Here is a 16,575-nt window from a genome sequence, read left to right as displayed (position 1 = left end):
GTGACTTTATGAAACAAATTGATTTGACTTTACAAGCAGGAGATTTTACTTTTAATCATCGCGTTGCAGGTATTTGCCTAAAAAATGATTGTATTTTACTTGAAAAGAATTTCAAAGGGAAACATTGGAGTTTACCAGGAGGACGCATTCTATCTGGCGAATCCTCCTCTGATGCAATTGAGAGAGAGTTAACTGAAGAATTAGGCATCTCTGTGCTACATAAAGACTTATTTGCAACTGCAGAATTATTTTTCACTGATACACAGTTAGAAACAGCCCGCCCCTTTCATGAAGTTTCCTTTTATTATACAATTGATGCTTTTAATGAGACCATTCCTTTTGTCCCAAACAGCTATTTTAATGGCTATGAGCATGAGGATGAGCGTTTCATTTGGTTCCCATTAGCTAATCTTAACACCCTTAACTTCCAACCAAGACAACTCAAAAAAATGCTCGCTCATCCAGAACAAGCACCCTATCATTTCATCTCAAATACATTACTCGACAAGGAGCAAGACGCATGAAAAAACTGATTTTATTTGGAGACAGCATTACTGCTGGTTATTTTGATGGCTTTATTTCTACTATGCTAACCTCTGGCTTAAAAGCACAATTACCTCACATGGAAATCATTAATGTTGGCATTCCAGGAGACACCACAGATGGGGCTTTAACGCGCGTTCAAAAACATGTCATCAATCGCCATCCAGACTATGTGACCATCTTTTTTGGTTCAAATGATGCCGCTCTTGATTCACAAGTTCCAATTGAACGCTATGAAGAAAATCTACAACAAATCATTCAACAAATTGGCGCAGAAAAAGTCTTCCTTATTACCCCAGCGCTAGCGAATCAAGCTGTCCAAGAAGCAAACCGTCCAACTGAAACGTTGCTAAAATATGGTCAAGTTGTCCGGAACCTTGCAGCAACCTACCAAACGCAACTAATTGATTTACAGCAAACAATGTATGACTTATCTGACTATACAGATTTGCTACAACCAGATGGCTTCCATTTCAGTAAAGCTGGCTATGCTTTTCTAGTTGAACAAATCGTCCAAGAATTAAAAAGAGCGAACTAAGACCATCATCTTAGCTCGCTTTTTCAAATCAACCACTGTAATAAAATAATCCCACCAACCCCAAAAACAATGGACCAAATCAAGCTCTTTGTTTTATAGGCAATAAAAAATACAAGCACAGTTGGCAGCAGTTTCATATTCTCTAATGGCTGAATAGACAGCTCCCCATTCCAAAAGAAAATATCTGAACAAATTAAAGCTGAAAAAATCGAAACAGGAATAAATTCCATCCAGCGTGTTAAATTTTTAGAAACTTGGCGATTACTCAGTAACAACATAGGGAGCATGCGAGGCAAATAAGTCACAACAGCCATACCAATAATCAAATAAAATTGCTCTTTTGTCATGATTTCGCCACCGCCTTTTTCTGCTCAAGCCATTGATCAATATAATAACCAATTGTTGCAGCCAACAAGGTCGCAATAATCAGTGAAATATTGTGCTTCAGCAAAACCATAAATAACAAGGTGAGCCCACCTGCAATAGCTGCCACTAACACAAATAGCCACGAGGTCAATTGAATCACAAGCAAACAAATAAACATTGAAATCAAGACATAATTCATCACAACCGTATCAATCTGTACAAATTCACCAATAACACCACCAAGGGTTGCACTAAGCACCCAAGTCAAATAAGGAATTTGATTGGTCATTAAAGCATGCTGTGCATCCCACTGATGATTTTTAAATTGATTATAATTCACTGCATAGCTTTCATCAGCTAATGTATGTGTAAAAAATAAAATAAAAGCATTTGAACTATTTTTAAAATAACGCGATAAACTAGAACTCATTAAAAGATGCCTTAAATTCAAGAAAAAGGTCATCAAAATCATAGTGGGGACATTCGCTCCTGCTACAATCATAGAGGCCACCATAAATTGAGAAGCGCCTCCATAGACTAATGCACTCATGAAAAAAACAGCAAATACCGAAAAGCCAACATCATGAAGCAACATCCCACAAGCCAAGCCCAAAGGAATAAAACCAATCGATACAGGATAAATAATCTTAAATGATTCTTTCAATAATAAACGATTTTTCATGTGACGCCCCCTTAAGATGATTACTTGGCAGTATAGCATAAAATCATAGGAAGAGGAATAGAAAAAACAACTAAACCCAAAGGGATTTAGCTGTTTTTTTTCGCTTATAAATAATATTTCTTCTCAACCTTTAAATCATCACTTAACTCATAAACAAGTGGTTGTCCAGTTGGAATTTCTAAATTCATAATCTCTTCATCAGAAATCCCTTCAATATATTTAGCCAAGGCACGCAATGAGTTGCCATGAGCTGCCACTAAAACGGTTTTGTGATCTAATAAGGCAGGTGCAATTTCATCCTGCCAAAAAGGCATCGCACGTTCAAGGGTTACTTTTAAGTTTTCTCCACCTGGTATGGTTTGTTTCTCAAGGTTTGCATAACGACGGTCATTGACAGCAGAACGTGGGTCTGTTTCTTCTAATAAAGGAGGTAAGGTATCATATGAGCGACGCCAAATATGCACTTGCTCATCTCCATATTTCTCCGCTGTTTCCGCTTTATTTAAACCTTGTAAAGCACCATAATTCCTTTCATTTAAACGCCATGATTTGATCTGTGGCACCCATAATTGCTCAGACTCTTCTAAGACAATGTTACAGGTTTTAATCGCTCTTGTTAAGACAGAGGTAAATGCAACATCAAATTCAATGCCAGCTGCTTTTATTTTTTTGCCAGCATCTTTTGCTTCCTGTAAGCCTTGCTCACTTAACGCAACATCTACCCAACCAGTAAATTGGTTTAAAGCATTCCATTCACTTTGACCATGTCTAATAAAGATTAGTTTCATTTTGCATCCCTCTTTCTCAAAAATTATCTTATGATTAATTCTACACCTTCTTCTCTAAAAATGCACATCTAAACTGATGAGAATCATTTGTCGCCTAGCTAGAATTTTGTTATGATGAATGCAGTCTATTATTAAAGGGGAATCATTATGCTCAGAAATGTTGCCATTAAATTATGGTTTGTGAGTGCCATTTATTTTTTAATCTATATTTTTACACCATTTAAACGTCTCATTGATCAATACTCTTGGACAGCTATCATCCATGTTTTCTTTGCTTTTGTTTTCTTTATCGGTATTTTCAGCCAAATTGTACGCCTACTGCGCTATTTATTTGATAAAAACGCCTCTTAGGAAACTTCAACAACAAACCAAAACTAAAAAACAAATTTCTGAAAAGTTTCCTTGTGAAGAAGGAATAGTGCTATTTAATAATTGTTGTAGTAGAATATAGGTGGCATGTTTACATGTAATTTATAAAAAAGGGGTATGAAAATGAAAAAGATGAAAAAGTTATTTGCAATCCTTGCAGTACTGACACTCACTTTTGTTGCTACTGGTTGTAGCCTAATAGATGGTGTAAAAGATGGTATAAGTGGTGGAAGCTCTTCTAAAGAAACCAAAGAAATTGATAAATATAATGATTATGTCAACCTACTTAATATTTTAACAGGTAAGTTAACTTCTTATGAAAGCAACTATGCTAAAAACCATATGGATGAAGAGGCAAACTTTATGAATTTCGACGAATCAAATTGGTCAGAATATAGCATGCACCATGATTTAGATGCTTTACAAGAAGTCGTTAAAGCTGCCGATGAAGCAACATCAGCTAAGCCTAAAATGGATATTGATGGAAAAGCTGAAAAACTTGTTGCTGCACTAAAAGATGAACTTGACATATTTGAAGATATCCATACTTATTACAAAGAAAAAGACTTTTTAACAGACGACTACGCTAAAGGAAAAGAACTACATGAGAAGCTAATGGTTGCCTATAAGGCACTTGATGAGCCTGCACAAGCATTTTATGATGAGATGCAAGAATTAATGGAAGAACATGAAAAAGAAGAACGTGAAGGCTATGAAAAAGATGGACATAAAGTTTCATTAGCTATGTTAGATTTCATTGATACTGCAGAAGAAGCAACAAATCTCGTTTATGACAATGTTGCTGAAGATGGTAGCATTACTTTAACTGCTGAACAATACACTGAGGTTAACACAAAAGTTTCAAATGCTTTAGATGCGCTGAAAGAGATTTCTGAAGATAAAGATGCTTTAGAAAAAGATGGTTATTCAATTGGTATCACTGCATTTGTTAATAGTGCTACTTCTTTCAAAACTGCTTCAAACACTGTCACTGGTAGCTTTGGTGATCCAGACACGCTACAAACTGCTCTAGAAAAGCTTTTACGTGAATACTCAACATTGATTAATTCATATAATAATACTGTATCAAATTAAATTTATCAAAAAACAAAAAGCTCGTTTGTTGATTTTACGAACAAACGAGCTTTTTTAGTTCTCTTCTAATGCTGATACGCTTTATAATATAATAATGAAACAAAAATGGCGCCACCCACAATATTACCAAAATAAACTGGCACAAAATTATTGATTAACTCAAGCCATGTAGCTTGTCCTTCAAAAATAGCTGCTGGAATCACAAATAAATTTGCGACACTATGCTGAAAACCAATGGCTACAAAAGTCATCACTGGAAACCAAATCCCTAAAATCTTTCCTGCACTATCTTTAGCACCGTAGCATAGCCATAAAGCCAGCCCCACAAACCAGTTACAACCAATCCCAGATAAAAAGGCTTGCAATGGCGTCGCTGCGATTTTAGCTTGTGCAACAATCGCTGTTTCATGTCCATAAACCCCTGTACTCGTCAAACCAACTAAATGCCCAAATATGTAAGCTACAAAAAGTGCACCTAGTGCATTCGCGAGTGTAATCACAATAAAATTGGAAACTAACTGCTGAAATTTAATTTTTTTATCTAACCAAGCAGCACTCACTGCCATCATATTACCAGTAATCAGTTCACCACCAGCCAAAAGAATCACAATCAAACCAATTGGAAAAACGCAGGCTCCAATAAAACTAGCAAAACTGCCCCATTCCTCAGCAATTGAAGCAATGACACGAATATAACAAAGGTAGCCTAACGAAATCATCGCGCCACCAATAAAACCTAAAATAATTTTTGCTGATAAAGTTTTTTGTACTTTCTTTGCACCATTCTGAATCGTAATGGCTAAGATTTCTTCAGGTGTATTCACTTTTATTCCCTCACTTTATTCCAGTTTTATTTTGTATTTATTTTCACATACTCTAATAGTTTACGACATTCCTCTCAAATATCAATACTTTTCAGTAAATATTTTTGATTTTTTTTAAATAAAATCGGTCTTTAGTCGTAGGAAGCCTCCGTCTAGCGAATGTCGTAGCCAATATAGAAAATATATATAATAAAAATATACAGGAATGAATGGAGGAGAGAAAATGACAGAGATTATTTTAGAAGCGAAGCATCTGACCAAAACAATGAAAACAACAAACATTGTAGAAGATTGTACAATTTCTGTTGCAAAAGGAGAAATATTAGGTTTACTTGGACCAAATGGTGCTGGGAAAACTACGATTATCCGAATGATTACTGGATTGATTTCCAAATCTCAAGGTGAGGTTTGGATTAATGGTTATGATTTAGATCAGTCATTTGAAAAAGCGATTGGTCATGTTGGTGCAATTATTGAAAACCCAGAATTTTATAAATATTTATCTGGCTGGGAAAATTTAAAACAATTTGCTAGAATGAGTCGTAAAAATATTACAGATGATGATTTAAATAAAATGGTCGAAATGGTTCATTTAACAGATGCCATTCACCATAAAGTCAAAACTTATTCTTTAGGTATGCGTCAGCGTTTAGGGATTGCCCAAGCTTTGATGCATGAACCAACTTTACTTATTTTGGATGAGCCTTTAAACGGCCTTGATCCAGAAGGAATGCGTGATTTCAGACAACTCATGCGCGATGTCGCAGATAAAGGAACAGCTATTTTGATTTCTAGTCATTTGCTTTCCGAAATGGAAATGATTGCAGATCGTGTTGTCATTATTGAAAAGGGTAAATTAACGCACAATGAAACACTTAAAAAAGAAGAAGTAACAGCATCTTCGATGATTGAATTCACAATTGAAACGCAAGAGCAAGCTGCTTTACAAGCAGAAATTGTTCGCTTAGGTCTATCTGTCACAAAAACTGATGGTGATTTCTTAACTGTAGAAATCAAACGTGACAGTATTCCTGATGTGATTGCAATACTGGTTAGAGCGGGCATTCCAATTTATAGTGCAACCCCACTGACTACAACACTAGAAGATAGATTCTTAAGTCTTACGAACCAAGGAGGACAATACTAATGATGCATTTAATTAAAAACGAATGGCGCAAATTAACCTTAAAGCGTTCATTTATTGTTTATTTAATCACGATTGTTGCACTTCTTACTTTCGTTGCGTTTATGACACAACTTACAAACGACCTCGATACACCTGTTCAAAATCAAGAAGGTGAGATTGTTGAATCTGAATCCTTACCTAAAAACACGCCTATTTATGGGCATAATCAGGAAGGCAAACCATTCACAACAGTTGATTCCACAATTGACTATTTAAATGAGCAAAAAGAAAACTTTGCGGAAAATGAAGACGCTCTTAAACAAATTAATACGCAGCTAGATTACTTTGAAGCTTATCAAAAAGCAGATGTTACACCCATTACTAAAGGAAATGGCACTGTTTCTTTAGGTGCATTTTTCTCTAGTATAGGAGATATGAGCATGATCGTTAATTTCTTAGCCGTGATTGCTGCAAGTATTATTATGGCTGCTGAATTTGGGGATGGTACGATTAAACTGTTGTTAACAAGACCATACAAACGTAGTCAAATTCTATTATCAAAATATATGACAGTGATTTTATTGTCTGTCTTATTAACAGCCTTTACATTGGTTGCAACTTTAATTGTTGGGGCGATTTTCTTCCCAATTCAATCCTTAATGCTGCCAGGACAGGTCAGCTTAGGTGCCACACCAGCACTTATCTCCGCGTTCCAATTAGCAGGCACAAACTTGCTTGCCATGCTGACCTATGTCACCATTTCATTAATGATTTCATCTATTTTCCGTTCTCAAGCAATGGCGGTTGGCTTAGGTGTTGGCATGATTTTCTCAGGAAGCTTGGTCAATATGTTTATTGCCGATATGATTCCGAAATATCCAATTTTAAAATGGACCATTTTTAATCTATTAGATATCAATAATTTTGCGACAAATAATCCAATCGCAGGCGACTTAAGCTTTGTTCAAGTAGCAATTGGCTTACTTGTTTATATCATAATTATTTATCTTGTCACAAACTTTATCTTCAAAAAACGTGATGTCGCATTAACCTAAACAAAAGCCAGTGCAAAATTTGCACTGGCTTTTGTTAGTTCTGCAGCCCTTTTTCAATCTCAGCTCTTTGTTCTTCTAAGAATGGCGGCAAAGCTAATTTACTTCCTAACGTTTCAAGCGATTCATCTACTAGAAAACCTGGTTCATCGCTTGCAACTTCAATTCGTAAGCCACTACTGTCTCTGACATAAAGGCTTTTGAAATAACCACGATCTACAAAAAGTTCAATCGTCAAATCAAGTTGTTTGGCTTTTTCGTAGAGTGCATCTACTTCGTCTTTAGTAGCAACTTGATAAGCAATATGATCAATGGTTCCTCTTCCTGCTCTAGTTGGTTCTTTTCCAAAGCTATCATAAATAGCAGTAAAACTACGCCCTAGCGGGTCAACTAATTCATTACCTTTGATAACTGTTAAACCTAGCCAATCAACAAGTGTTTGGGTCGTGTCTTCTGGACTAGGAACAAAGACAGCTACACCTAATATCCTAATAATTTGTCGTTCACGAGGTATCTTTTGTTGTATCACTGTATGGTCTGTTGCTAATACTTCATCTATTTCAACAAGTCGCATTTGAAAACCATCAGCATCTTGAATAGACAAGCTATCCTCCATAACAGTTATCACAACTTCATTTTTTTCTAACCATTGCTTCCACCAATTTAATGAACCCTTTGGTATGCCTAAGTAAACCGTTTCAAAATAACTTTTTCTTAAATAGCTATGTCCCAGATTTGGAACCTCAAAAAATGTCAGTAAGGTACCTGGCGTTCCTTGATAATCACCATAAAAAAGATGACGCATTTTTGTATTACTTTGGTTCACAGTATTTTTTACTAACCTTAAACCTAAAACCTTTGTATAGAAGTTAAGGTTCTCTGTTGCTGATTTTGTCAGAGCAGAAATATGATGTAATCCAGTTATCATGTTTTTATTCCCCCTTGATATTTTTTGTAGTACTTTAAATGATTGACCCCAATGAATAAAATTGGATACTTGATTTCTTAAGACAACCTTAACGACTCTAAATGAATTATTTAGTATAATAGATTCATGGTATTTAGAGGAGGAAGCGGAGTGAAAAAGAAAATAATCATTGGGCTATTAGCATTACTTATTGTGGTAGGAGCAACTGTCTTTTGGTTAACGAGACCACCCAAAATTGGGAAGGAAGTTCAAAATGCCATAGATAAAGAAGAAGTGATTGATTCAAATATTCCAACTGTATTTATGCATGGATACGCCGGGACTAAAAATAGTTTGGGTAAAATGATTGAGCGCTTTGATGAATCCGGTGTTGCAACAAAAGGCTTGATTTTAACAATGAAAAAAGATGGCACAATTGAAGCAACTGGTGAGTTAGATACAACTAAAAAAAATCCAACGATTCAATTTATCTATGAAGATAGTCGTGTTTCCGTTGAGGATAATATCCTTTGGTTAGTTGATTTAATGAAAGAGCTGAAATCAAACTATGGTATTGAAACAATTCATTTTGTTGGTCACTCGTTAGGCGGAGTCGCTGGCTTATATTACTTAGAAGAGCATGCAAGTGACGCTCATTTCCCACATATTCAAAAATTTGTCGCAATTGGCTCACCTTTTAATGGCTTATACATTGCGGATGATGGTGTCTCACCTTATGACTTTGGTCCAACAGGTCCGCAAACTGAAACAGAGCGTTTTACCTTTTTTAAAGAAAATAAAGAGAAAATCCCTGCAGACACACACATTTTAAATATTGCTGGTGATGTCGAAGATGGGACCAAAAGTGATGAATCCGTTGCTGTTTCAAGTGCCTTAAGTATTCGCTTTATGCTCAACCCACAACATTATCAGGAAAAAGTTTTCTATGGTGCAAAAGCGCAACACAGCGCCTTACATGAAAATGATCAAGTGGATGCTGAAGTGTTAAAATTTCTTTGGTCCAATAATCAATAAAGAGAAGTCAATATTGTCCAACATACACTGATTTCCAATGTATGTTGGACTTTTAACGATTAAAAATCATAGGCCGCTTCCTTTTTCTCCCTCATCGCTTGATAGGCTTCTACAAGTAACACGGTATCCTCAACTAAACGTTGCACTCGAAATTCAACATCTGGATTCATAATTGCTCCTCGGACAATATCTTTTTCCTCCACAAAAACATAGGTAGGTGCTAAGTTTGCCTTCATATAAGATAAAATGGGTTTCAATTGTTGCTCTGCAATTAAATAATGCTTTGGTGAGCCTGCTGTCACAATCATGCTCGCAACTTTTCCTTCAAAAGCATTTACAGGTAACATATCAAAAATATTTTTAAGGGTTCCAGGAATAGACGCTTGGAAAATAGGTGTTCCAATTAATAAGGCATCAGCTTCCATGATTGTTTCTAAGAAACCTTTCACTGGCTGCTCATATTCAAAAAAGGCACGACCATCTGAAAAGGGCAATTCATAATCTGCAACATCTAAGATAGAGACTTCAACAGTTGGATCGTATTTTTTCATTTCAGTGACTGCAAAATGAACCACTGCTCGCGTATTATTCCCTAATCTAGATCCAATAATTGCTGCAATTTTCATCTTAATTTTGCTCCTTTCTTTTAGCGACTTCTTTTTTTGTATATTTTTTTACAGTTGGCATAATTTCTGTTGCAATCAATTCGATATTCTTTTTGATTAAATCAAGCGGTACGCCACCAAAGTCAATTTGTGCTAAGAAGCGTTGTTGACCAAATAATTCATATTGATAAAGTAATTTTTCAATGATTTCTTGTGGGCTTCCCACCATTAATGCATCCCGTGTATCTTTTGATTGAGCAAATTGTTGTTTTGGATAACCACCACCACGAATACGTAGCATGCCTTCATTTAAAAATGGATACATTTCTTGCATCGCTTTTTGTGTTGTATCCGCTACATAAAAGAGGCTAGTTGTCGCAATAGGCATTTTTTGAGGATCAAAGCCACCTCTTTGTAGCGCTTCACGATAGGCATCCACAGCAATTTTAAAATTAATAGCTGGTCCACCTAAAGTTGTCAGCATCATTGGGACACCTTGATAACCTGCTTTAATGGCACTGCCAGGAGGACCACCTACGCCACGCCAAATTGGTAAATGACCATTTTTCGGCTGTGGTAAAATTTCTGCTTGATTTAATGGTGCATGAAATTGTCCTGACCAGTTGATCAATTCTTCTGGTTCTGCATCATTTAATTGCAGCAACATTTCTAATTTTTCCTCAAATAATTCCTCATAATTCTTTAAATCATATCCTAGTAATTCATAGGCACCAACTCGTGAGCCACGTCCTGCAACAATTTCAGCACGCCCATTCGAAAGTAAATCTAAGGTTGCATACTCTTCATATACTCGAATGGGGTCATTCACGCTAAGTACAGTTACCGCACTAGAAATTTTTATTTTATTTGTAGCTTGAGCAATCGCACCAAGAATCACTTGATTGGCTTGTGTTGTAAAATATTTTTGATGGCTTTCTCCAAGTCCAAAAATATCTAGTCCTGCTTCTTCAGAAAACTTTGCAATCTCAACAATTTCATTGATTCTTTGTTGCTGTGAGATTCTTTTTCCTGTTAATGGATTCGCCATATGATCCCCCAAGGAATAAAGTCCAAATTCCATTCCCTCTGCTTCATTGATTCTATATTTTTCCATCAGTTCCATTCCTCCTAAATATCTGCTATTTTGTCATGAGCATTTTTGGTTATTTTTGTCATCATTTGATAGAGTGCTTTGATTTCTGATTCGGTCAGCACCTCTTCAAAAAAAGATGATTGAAAGTCTAATTGCGTTGGCAATATTTTGGTAAGAAACGTTTCTCCAGCGGGGGTTAATGAGATTTCTTTCTCTTTCCAATGAACCTTTTTGCAAACTAGTCCTTCTTTTTCTAGCGAGCTAAGCATTTTTGAAATCCCTGCTTGCGTCAAAAGTAATTTTTCTGCTAATTTCATTTGTGTAATGGGTTGGTGCGTTTGAATCTGAACCAAGGCATCAAATTTCGCTGCTGTGACACCATAGGGTTTTAGATGTTCATTTGTTAAACGATTGCTATAATTCACAAAATGTAGCATTCTAAGCCAGATAAGTGAGCTTTTTGTATGATACTTCAATGCTCTTTCCCCCTCCTTTTATCTCTTGTTAATTATCATTATACTAGTTAAGTGATAAAACACAAGCTTTTTAACTTACTAAAAATAAGAAACTAATTTCGTTGTATAAAAACCTTAAAAGGATACCAAAATAGGCAATCATCAAAGCTTTTGATGATTGCCTTCAATAAGTTGAAAACTTTTACATTTCTGGTAATAAACGGTACAATGCTAAGCATATCATTCAGTTTAAAAAGGAGTTTATCTATGAAAATGATGATTCGAAAACGTAGCATTAATGATATTCCTATTTTAGAGGTTGTCCCAAAAGATTTGGCGAATCAAGCTTTGCCTTTAATTATTTTATATCATGGTTGGCGTAACCGAAAAGAGCTAATGCTCACTCATGGGCGAAAATTAGCCGCTCATGGTTTTCGTGTTATATTACCCGATGCGATGCATCATGGAGAGAGAAAATCGGTGAAAATTTCTTCGATTCCTTCAATGACTTTTTGGTCTAGTATTCAATATAATATTGCTGAATTTACGACCATACTTAATTATTTTGCAAAGCATGATTGGTTATTAGAGAGACAAATTGGTGTTGGTGGCTATTCAATGGGGGGAATCACTACTGCAGCCTTACTTAGCAATCATCCTGAAATCAAGGTAGCTGCTAGTATTATGGGCACGCCCGCTCCTGCAGCATATGTGAAGCTGATGTTTCAAACGGTAACTGAAAGAGGCGGAACTTTTTCTAAGGATTTACCACTTGTTTTATCCTGGATTCCACAATTTGATTTATCCTTAAAACCTGAAACAATTGCAGGACGTCCTGTCTTATTCTGGCATGGTACGGAGGACCCTAAAATACCTTATCAACAGGTAGCGGATTTTGAGTCACAGATTAAGAATGAAGCTTTTGCTGAGCAAACTATTTTTCTAACGGGGCAAGAGGAAGGGCATTTGGTCACAATTGATTTAATGGATGAGGTTACTGACTTTTTTGCCAAGCATTTATAAACAAAAGGAACAAAACGCTGAGCGTTTTGTTCCTTTTTATGCTATCTACCTGACTGCTTTCCATAATTACGAATCAACATCCCATTTGCACGGTACATATTAAAGGTTTCATAATACTCCTGCAAGTCTGCATCACACAATAAATCAATCATGTAATAATCCTGTAATTGGGTCAGTAGCTGTGTCATTAATTCTTTTCCCACACCTAACTTCTGATAGGCTGGTAATACTTCTAATAGTGGAATATAGGCACATAATACCTGATCTGAAATTGCTGTAATAAAGCCCACAACTTGATTGGTTGCTTCGTCAATGGCAAGTACCCGGTAATCACTTTTTTGCAATAAAGCTAGATGTGTCTCTTGATTAGGAGGATTTGGCCAATCAACAAAGAAGCCTACAAGTTGCTCTGCCTTAATCCCAGTCATTTCTTTTTGAAATTTCATCAGATCACTCACTTCCGTTACTAGTTTTTAAACAGTTGCGTGGCTTCTACTGCTTTTTTCCAGCCTCGATATAAATCTTCTCTGACTACAACGCCAATTTCAGGTGTAAATTGTTGCTGTAATTTCCAATGCGCTTTTAATTCTGCTTGATCCTTCCAGAAACCAACTGCTAGCCCTGCTAAATAAGCTGCTCCTAGTGCCGTTGTCTCAACGACTTCTGGTCGATCTACTGGAACACCTATAATATCAGACTGAAACTGCATTAAGAAATCATTTTGTGAAGCACCACCATCTACTCGTAATGTTTTTAAAGGAATCCCAGAATCTTTCATCATGGCCTCTAATACATCTCTGGTTTGATACGCAATAGACTCAAGTGTTGCACGCACAATATGCTCTTTTCTCGTTCCTCTGGTCAGACCAAACATACTGCCCTTTGCTTCACTGTCCCAATAAGGCGTTCCTAATCCCACGAAAGCAGGGACTACATAGACACCATCTGAACTCTCTACTTTTCTCGCCAACTCTTCCGATTCTGGAGCGGACTTCACCATTTCAACGCCATCGCGCAACCATTGAATGGCAGATCCAGAAACGAAAACGGATCCCTCTAACGCATAAGACCGCTCACCACCCACACTACATGCCACAGTGGTTAATAAACCATGTTGAGATTTAACTGGTTGACTGCCCGTCTGCATCAGTAAAAAGCCACCTGTTCCATACGTGTTCTTTACCTGTCCTGGTTCAAAGCAAGCTTGACCAAATAAGGCTGCTTGCTGATCCCCTGCCACACCTGCAACAGGTACTTCTAGGCCAAAGAAATGGTGTGGTACGGTATGGGCATAGATTTCACTAGAAGAATGCACCTCTGGCATCATTGCTAGAGGAATCTCCAAAATCGCTAATAATTCCTCGTCCCATTTGTGTTCATAAATATTATAAACCATGGTTCTAGAAGCATTGGTACAATCCGTTACATGTGTTCTACCATCAGATAGCTTCCAAATCAGCCAGCTATCAACCGTTCCAAAAGCTAGCTCACCCTTCTCAGCCTTTTTCCTAGCACCTTTGACATGATCGAGAATCCATTTAATCTTTGTTCCTGAAAAATAGGGATCAATTAATAAACCTGTTTTTTCTCGAAATAGTGGCTCATAGCCCTGCGCTTTTAAGGTGTCTACAATTGGTTGACTTTGTCGCGACTGCCAAACAATTGCTGGATAAATCGGCTTTCCTGTTTTTTTATCCCAAACAATTGTTGTTTCTCTTTGATTGGTAATCCCGATTCCAACAATTTGTTCTGCTTCAATATCGCCATTGCCCAATGCTTCAACCATCACTGCTAAAATAGAGCCCCAAATTTCATTTGGATTCTGCTCCACCCAGCCCACTTCTGGAAAATACTGATTAAATTCTCTTTGTGCCTTTGAGACAATTTCACCTTCATGGTCAAAAATAACAGCACGGCTGCTAGTAGTTCCTTGATCTAGCGCCATAATATATTTATTTTTCAAACAAATCAGCTCCTCATGTCATTAGATAGAAGGTCTTGCTTCAATAATTTGAGTACCTGACGCGCTACCAACAATGATGGTATTGACCCTATCTAAAAATAAACCATGCTCAACCACACCTGTTAATCCATCTAACCAAGCAGCAAGTGCATGAGGATCTTCAATCTCTTTCATATGCAAATCAATCACTAAATGCCCTGCATCCGTCACTAGCTTTTCATTTTTTTCAGTCATTCTAAAAGCAGGTTGATACCCTTTTGCTTCAAAAATTCTAAATAGTTGCATACTTCCATAAGGAATCACTTCGATTGGCAATGGAAAGGCCCCTAATTTTTCAACCATTTTGCTATCATCAACAATCCAAATCACTTCTTTAGAAGCATCTGCCACGATTTTTTCAAATAAATGGGCAGCACCGCCACCTTTAATTCCTTGGAAATCCGCACTAATTTCATCTGCACCATCAATGGTTAAATCAATCATATCGACTTCATCCACAGATTTTAATGGAATACCTAAATCTTCAGCTTGTCTAGCTGTCCGATCAGATGTTGTAACCCCCACAATATTCAAGCCATTTTGAACACGTTTACCAATTGCTTCAACCATATAGGCAGCAGTTGAACCTGTTCCAAGCCCAACAATCATCCCATCTTTCACATATTCAGCTGCTTTTTCTCCTACCATTTGTTTTAAATTCACTATTTATTCCTCCTGTAAAATAAATTAATCTTACTCCCCTTCATTCTACACAATTACAGGCAATAAAAAAACCGTTTCCAGCATTTTATTTTTGACGCTTTCAATAAAAGGCTGATTCCATAAAAAAAGTGTGACTGTTTAGGAATAAAATACACCTTAAACAGTCACACTTTTTGAAAAATTAGTCTTCCTCATACTCATCCTCTTCATCAAAATCATTCGATAAGCGTTCGACCTTTTGAATCGAATCTTTTCCTACAGTTGCTAGATATTCTGCCATTTCAAGCGCAGAAGTCAGTGGGCTAACGGCATATTCAATCACTAAGCTTAGGTTTAAACCTGTCACCACTTCAATATTTTTCTGTTCAAAGAAAGCTTTCACTGCCACATTACTTGGTGTACCGCCTAATAAATCAACAAGTATCACAACATCCTCTGTACCTATTTTTTCAAGTGCCACACGTAATTTATCAGTTGTCACTTCTAAACCATCTGCCTCTAGCATTGAAATTGCTACGGCGCCATCAATTTCGCCAACAATCATTTGAGCAGATTTCAATGTTTCTTGTGCCATTAAACCATGACTCATCACAATTAATTTGGGTTTCATCTCATCCATCCTCACATTCTAAAAAAATAATAATTGAACGATTTGTTGTCCTAATAAGAAAATCAATAAGGCGTTGAATAATAAAGTCACCAAGCGATTGCTGATTTTTTTACTCAATAGTGCACCTAATTGTCCACCAAGAATCGCACCAGGAATCATCCAAAGTCCTAAACTAAAATCAGCTTGACCTGTTAAACCATAAGTTAATAGCGTAATGGTTGCTGTAATCAGTGTGACATAACTAGAGGTTGCTGCCACATCTTTTGGTAATAAATGAAAAACAGAAAATAGAATCGGCACTACAATTGGGCCACCACCAACACCAAACAAACCCGCAAAGAAGCCAATAAAGCAACCAAATAAGGGCTTGGCTATCGGATTTTTATAAAGTGAAGTAGGTAACTTTCTTAATTGGTTTTCTGAAAACATTAACAGTAAAAGCACTGCCAATAGTACCAGATATAAGAATGAAAAAAGTTGCTTAGACATGCCTTGATTAAAAGATGAACCAATAATAGAAAATGGCACACTCCCCATTGCAATCAAAAGCGCTGTTTTAAGGTCTCCTCGCTGATGACGATAATGATGATAACAAGCAATCACAGCCATGGAAAAAACCGTCAAAGATGAGCTAAAAGCTGTAAGCCCTTGTGCAACACCTAAAGCCAGTAAGGTTGGGACAATAATAATACCGCCACCAATTCCCAAAACACTACCAATTGTACTTGTCACCAATGCGATTATGAAAAATACCACTTCATTCCATCTCCTATCTAATCCACTTCACGCTTAACAGTAT

General features: G+C 36.7%; 21 protein-coding genes. 8 read left to right on the top strand and 13 right to left on the bottom strand.

The annotated features are described in order from the left end of the window. The first annotated feature begins 8 nt into the window (after nucleotides 1-8). Together BMW29_RS00275 and BMW29_RS00270 are read left to right on the top strand one after the other, a co-directional pair. Nucleotides 9-524 (top strand): NUDIX hydrolase, encoded by a 516-nt coding sequence (locus BMW29_RS00275; protein WP_092649220.1) that lies wholly within the window; start codon nucleotides 9-11, stop codon nucleotides 522-524. Continuing rightward, on the top strand, nucleotides 521-1,081 hold the full coding sequence (locus BMW29_RS00270; RefSeq protein WP_092649219.1) for a GDSL-type esterase/lipase family protein: 561 nt from the start codon (nucleotides 521-523) through the stop codon (nucleotides 1,079-1,081). Before BMW29_RS00275 ends, BMW29_RS00270 begins: the two co-directional genes overlap by 4 nt. Nucleotides 1,082-1,104: 23 nt before the next feature. Here the strand turns inward: BMW29_RS00270 and BMW29_RS00265 are convergent, their stop codons facing one another. The 3 genes from BMW29_RS00265 to BMW29_RS00255 form a co-directional block, all read right to left on the bottom strand. After that, nucleotides 1,105-1,428 (bottom strand): AzlD domain-containing protein, encoded by a 324-nt coding sequence (locus BMW29_RS00265; protein WP_092649218.1) that lies wholly within the window; start codon nucleotides 1,426-1,428, stop codon nucleotides 1,105-1,107. Then, nucleotides 1,425-2,129: an AzlC family ABC transporter permease gene (locus BMW29_RS00260; RefSeq protein ID WP_092649217.1), complete on the bottom strand. Its 705-nt coding sequence runs from the start codon at nucleotides 2,127-2,129 to the stop codon at nucleotides 1,425-1,427. Before BMW29_RS00260 ends, BMW29_RS00265 begins: the two co-directional genes overlap by 4 nt. Before the next feature lie 104 nt (nucleotides 2,130-2,233). Continuing rightward, complete coding sequence (locus tag BMW29_RS00255) at nucleotides 2,234-2,917, bottom strand: 2,3-diphosphoglycerate-dependent phosphoglycerate mutase (protein ID WP_092649216.1); 684 nt, start codon at nucleotides 2,915-2,917, stop codon at nucleotides 2,234-2,236. A gap of 147 nt (nucleotides 2,918-3,064) precedes the next feature. Between BMW29_RS00255 and BMW29_RS00250 the strand changes: the two genes are divergently transcribed. Beyond that, a complete protein-coding gene (locus BMW29_RS00250) occupies nucleotides 3,065-3,268 on the top strand; it encodes a hypothetical protein (RefSeq protein WP_092649215.1) in 204 nt (67 codons plus the stop codon). A 141-nt stretch (nucleotides 3,269-3,409) separates the two neighbouring features. Next, nucleotides 3,410-4,381 carry a DUF3829 domain-containing protein gene (locus BMW29_RS00245; protein WP_177165614.1) on the top strand — a complete coding sequence of 324 codons (972 nt, stop codon included), beginning with the start codon at nucleotides 3,410-3,412 and terminating at the stop codon, nucleotides 4,379-4,381. Nucleotides 4,382-4,446: 65 nt separating this feature from the next. Here BMW29_RS00245 and BMW29_RS00240 read toward each other — a convergent pair whose 3' ends face one another. Further along, nucleotides 4,447-5,205 (bottom strand): formate/nitrite transporter family protein, encoded by a 759-nt coding sequence (locus tag BMW29_RS00240; RefSeq protein WP_092649213.1) that lies wholly within the window; start codon nucleotides 5,203-5,205, stop codon nucleotides 4,447-4,449. Between the two features lie 223 nt (nucleotides 5,206-5,428). Here BMW29_RS00240 and BMW29_RS00235 point away from each other — a divergent pair, with 223 nt between their 5' ends. Continuing rightward, nucleotides 5,429-6,352, top strand: coding sequence for an ABC transporter ATP-binding protein (locus tag BMW29_RS00235; RefSeq protein WP_092649212.1), 924 nt, complete (start codon nucleotides 5,429-5,431; stop codon nucleotides 6,350-6,352). Then, on the top strand, nucleotides 6,352-7,386 hold the full coding sequence (locus BMW29_RS00230) for an ABC transporter permease (RefSeq protein ID WP_092649211.1): 1,035 nt from the start codon (nucleotides 6,352-6,354) through the stop codon (nucleotides 7,384-7,386). The genes BMW29_RS00235 and BMW29_RS00230 overlap by 1 nt, the downstream gene beginning before the upstream one ends. Before the next feature lie 34 nt (nucleotides 7,387-7,420). Here BMW29_RS00230 and BMW29_RS00225 read toward each other — a convergent pair whose 3' ends face one another. Further along, the gene (locus BMW29_RS00225; protein ID WP_092649210.1) at nucleotides 7,421-8,311 is read right to left on the bottom strand and encodes a VOC family protein; all 891 of its coding nucleotides are present in this window, start codon (nucleotides 8,309-8,311) and stop codon (nucleotides 7,421-7,423) included. Between the two features lie 150 nt (nucleotides 8,312-8,461). Between BMW29_RS00225 and BMW29_RS00220 the strand changes: the two genes are divergently transcribed. Beyond that, complete coding sequence (locus BMW29_RS00220) at nucleotides 8,462-9,325, top strand: alpha/beta fold hydrolase (protein ID WP_177165613.1); 864 nt, start codon at nucleotides 8,462-8,464, stop codon at nucleotides 9,323-9,325. 59 nt (nucleotides 9,326-9,384) lie between these two features. On the opposite strand, the gene BMW29_RS00215 is transcribed toward BMW29_RS00220, so the two are convergent. From BMW29_RS00215 to BMW29_RS00205, 3 genes are read right to left on the bottom strand one after another with little or no spacing between them, the layout of a single operon-like run. Beyond that, nucleotides 9,385-9,951 (bottom strand): NADPH-dependent FMN reductase, encoded by a 567-nt coding sequence (locus BMW29_RS00215; RefSeq protein ID WP_092649208.1) that lies wholly within the window; start codon nucleotides 9,949-9,951, stop codon nucleotides 9,385-9,387. Between the two features lies 1 nt (nucleotide 9,952). After that, a complete protein-coding gene (locus BMW29_RS00210; protein WP_092649207.1) occupies nucleotides 9,953-11,044 on the bottom strand; it encodes an LLM class flavin-dependent oxidoreductase in 1,092 nt (363 codons plus the stop codon). 14 nt (nucleotides 11,045-11,058) lie between these two features. Beyond that, entirely contained in the window at nucleotides 11,059-11,499 is a 441-nt protein-coding gene (locus BMW29_RS00205; RefSeq protein WP_092649206.1) for a MarR family winged helix-turn-helix transcriptional regulator, read from the bottom strand. 246 nt (nucleotides 11,500-11,745) lie between these two features. Here BMW29_RS00205 and BMW29_RS00200 point away from each other — a divergent pair, with 246 nt between their 5' ends. Further along, the gene (locus BMW29_RS00200) at nucleotides 11,746-12,501 is read left to right on the top strand and encodes an alpha/beta fold hydrolase (RefSeq protein WP_092649205.1); all 756 of its coding nucleotides are present in this window, start codon (nucleotides 11,746-11,748) and stop codon (nucleotides 12,499-12,501) included. A 41-nt stretch (nucleotides 12,502-12,542) separates the two neighbouring features. Here the strand turns inward: BMW29_RS00200 and BMW29_RS00195 are convergent, their stop codons facing one another. From BMW29_RS00195 to BMW29_RS00175, 5 genes are all read right to left on the bottom strand, one after another. Then, nucleotides 12,543-12,947: a GNAT family N-acetyltransferase gene (locus BMW29_RS00195; protein ID WP_092649204.1), complete on the bottom strand. Its 405-nt coding sequence runs from the start codon at nucleotides 12,945-12,947 to the stop codon at nucleotides 12,543-12,545. 20 nt (nucleotides 12,948-12,967) lie between these two features. After that, nucleotides 12,968-14,464: a glycerol kinase GlpK gene (glpK, locus tag BMW29_RS00190; protein WP_281241476.1), complete on the bottom strand. Its 1,497-nt coding sequence runs from the start codon at nucleotides 14,462-14,464 to the stop codon at nucleotides 12,968-12,970. A 21-nt stretch (nucleotides 14,465-14,485) separates the two neighbouring features. Next, nucleotides 14,486-15,166 (bottom strand): ribose-5-phosphate isomerase RpiA, encoded by a 681-nt coding sequence (rpiA, locus tag BMW29_RS00185; protein ID WP_092649203.1) that lies wholly within the window; start codon nucleotides 15,164-15,166, stop codon nucleotides 14,486-14,488. Nucleotides 15,167-15,347: 181 nt separating this feature from the next. Then, entirely contained in the window at nucleotides 15,348-15,776 is a 429-nt protein-coding gene (locus tag BMW29_RS00180; protein WP_177165612.1) for a PTS sugar transporter subunit IIA, read from the bottom strand. An 18-nt stretch (nucleotides 15,777-15,794) separates the two neighbouring features. Continuing rightward, nucleotides 15,795-16,532: a sulfite exporter TauE/SafE family protein gene (locus BMW29_RS00175; protein WP_092649201.1), complete on the bottom strand. Its 738-nt coding sequence runs from the start codon at nucleotides 16,530-16,532 to the stop codon at nucleotides 15,795-15,797. Nucleotides 16,533-16,575: the final 43 nt, after the last annotated feature.

Source organism: Isobaculum melis (assembly GCF_900111355.1).
Taxonomy (GTDB): Bacteria; Bacillota; Bacilli; order Lactobacillales; family Carnobacteriaceae; genus Isobaculum; species Isobaculum melis.
Note: the sequence above shows the minus strand (reverse complement) of the source record. Positions and strands in the feature narration are given on the sequence as shown.

Excerpts from the sequence above, each read along its gene's own strand:
- BMW29_RS00275 (WP_092649220.1), top strand. The coding sequence starts at position 9 with ATGAAACAAATTGATTTGACTTTACAAGCAGGAGATTTTACTTTTAAT.
- BMW29_RS00270 (WP_092649219.1), top strand. The coding sequence starts at position 521 with ATGAAAAAACTGATTTTATTTGGAGACAGCATTACTGCTGGTTATTTT.
- BMW29_RS00265 (WP_092649218.1), bottom strand. The coding sequence starts at position 1,428 with ATGACAAAAGAGCAATTTTATTTGATTATTGGTATGGCTGTTGTGACT.
- BMW29_RS00260 (WP_092649217.1), bottom strand. The coding sequence starts at position 2,129 with ATGAAAAATCGTTTATTATTGAAAGAATCATTTAAGATTATTTATCCT.
- BMW29_RS00255 (WP_092649216.1), bottom strand. The coding sequence starts at position 2,917 with ATGAAACTAATCTTTATTAGACATGGTCAAAGTGAATGGAATGCTTTA.
- BMW29_RS00250 (WP_092649215.1), top strand. The coding sequence starts at position 3,065 with ATGCTCAGAAATGTTGCCATTAAATTATGGTTTGTGAGTGCCATTTAT.
- BMW29_RS00245 (WP_177165614.1), top strand. The coding sequence starts at position 3,410 with ATGAAAAAGATGAAAAAGTTATTTGCAATCCTTGCAGTACTGACACTC.
- BMW29_RS00235 (WP_092649212.1), top strand. The coding sequence starts at position 5,429 with ATGACAGAGATTATTTTAGAAGCGAAGCATCTGACCAAAACAATGAAA.
- BMW29_RS00230 (WP_092649211.1), top strand. The coding sequence starts at position 6,352 with ATGATGCATTTAATTAAAAACGAATGGCGCAAATTAACCTTAAAGCGT.
- BMW29_RS00225 (WP_092649210.1), bottom strand. The coding sequence starts at position 8,311 with ATGATAACTGGATTACATCATATTTCTGCTCTGACAAAATCAGCAACA.
- BMW29_RS00215 (WP_092649208.1), bottom strand. The coding sequence starts at position 9,951 with ATGAAAATTGCAGCAATTATTGGATCTAGATTAGGGAATAATACGCGA.
- BMW29_RS00210 (WP_092649207.1), bottom strand. The coding sequence starts at position 11,044 with ATGGAAAAATATAGAATCAATGAAGCAGAGGGAATGGAATTTGGACTT.
- BMW29_RS00200 (WP_092649205.1), top strand. The coding sequence starts at position 11,746 with ATGAAAATGATGATTCGAAAACGTAGCATTAATGATATTCCTATTTTA.
- BMW29_RS00195 (WP_092649204.1), bottom strand. The coding sequence starts at position 12,947 with ATGAAATTTCAAAAAGAAATGACTGGGATTAAGGCAGAGCAACTTGTA.
- BMW29_RS00180 (WP_177165612.1), bottom strand. The coding sequence starts at position 15,776 with ATGAAACCCAAATTAATTGTGATGAGTCATGGTTTAATGGCACAAGAA.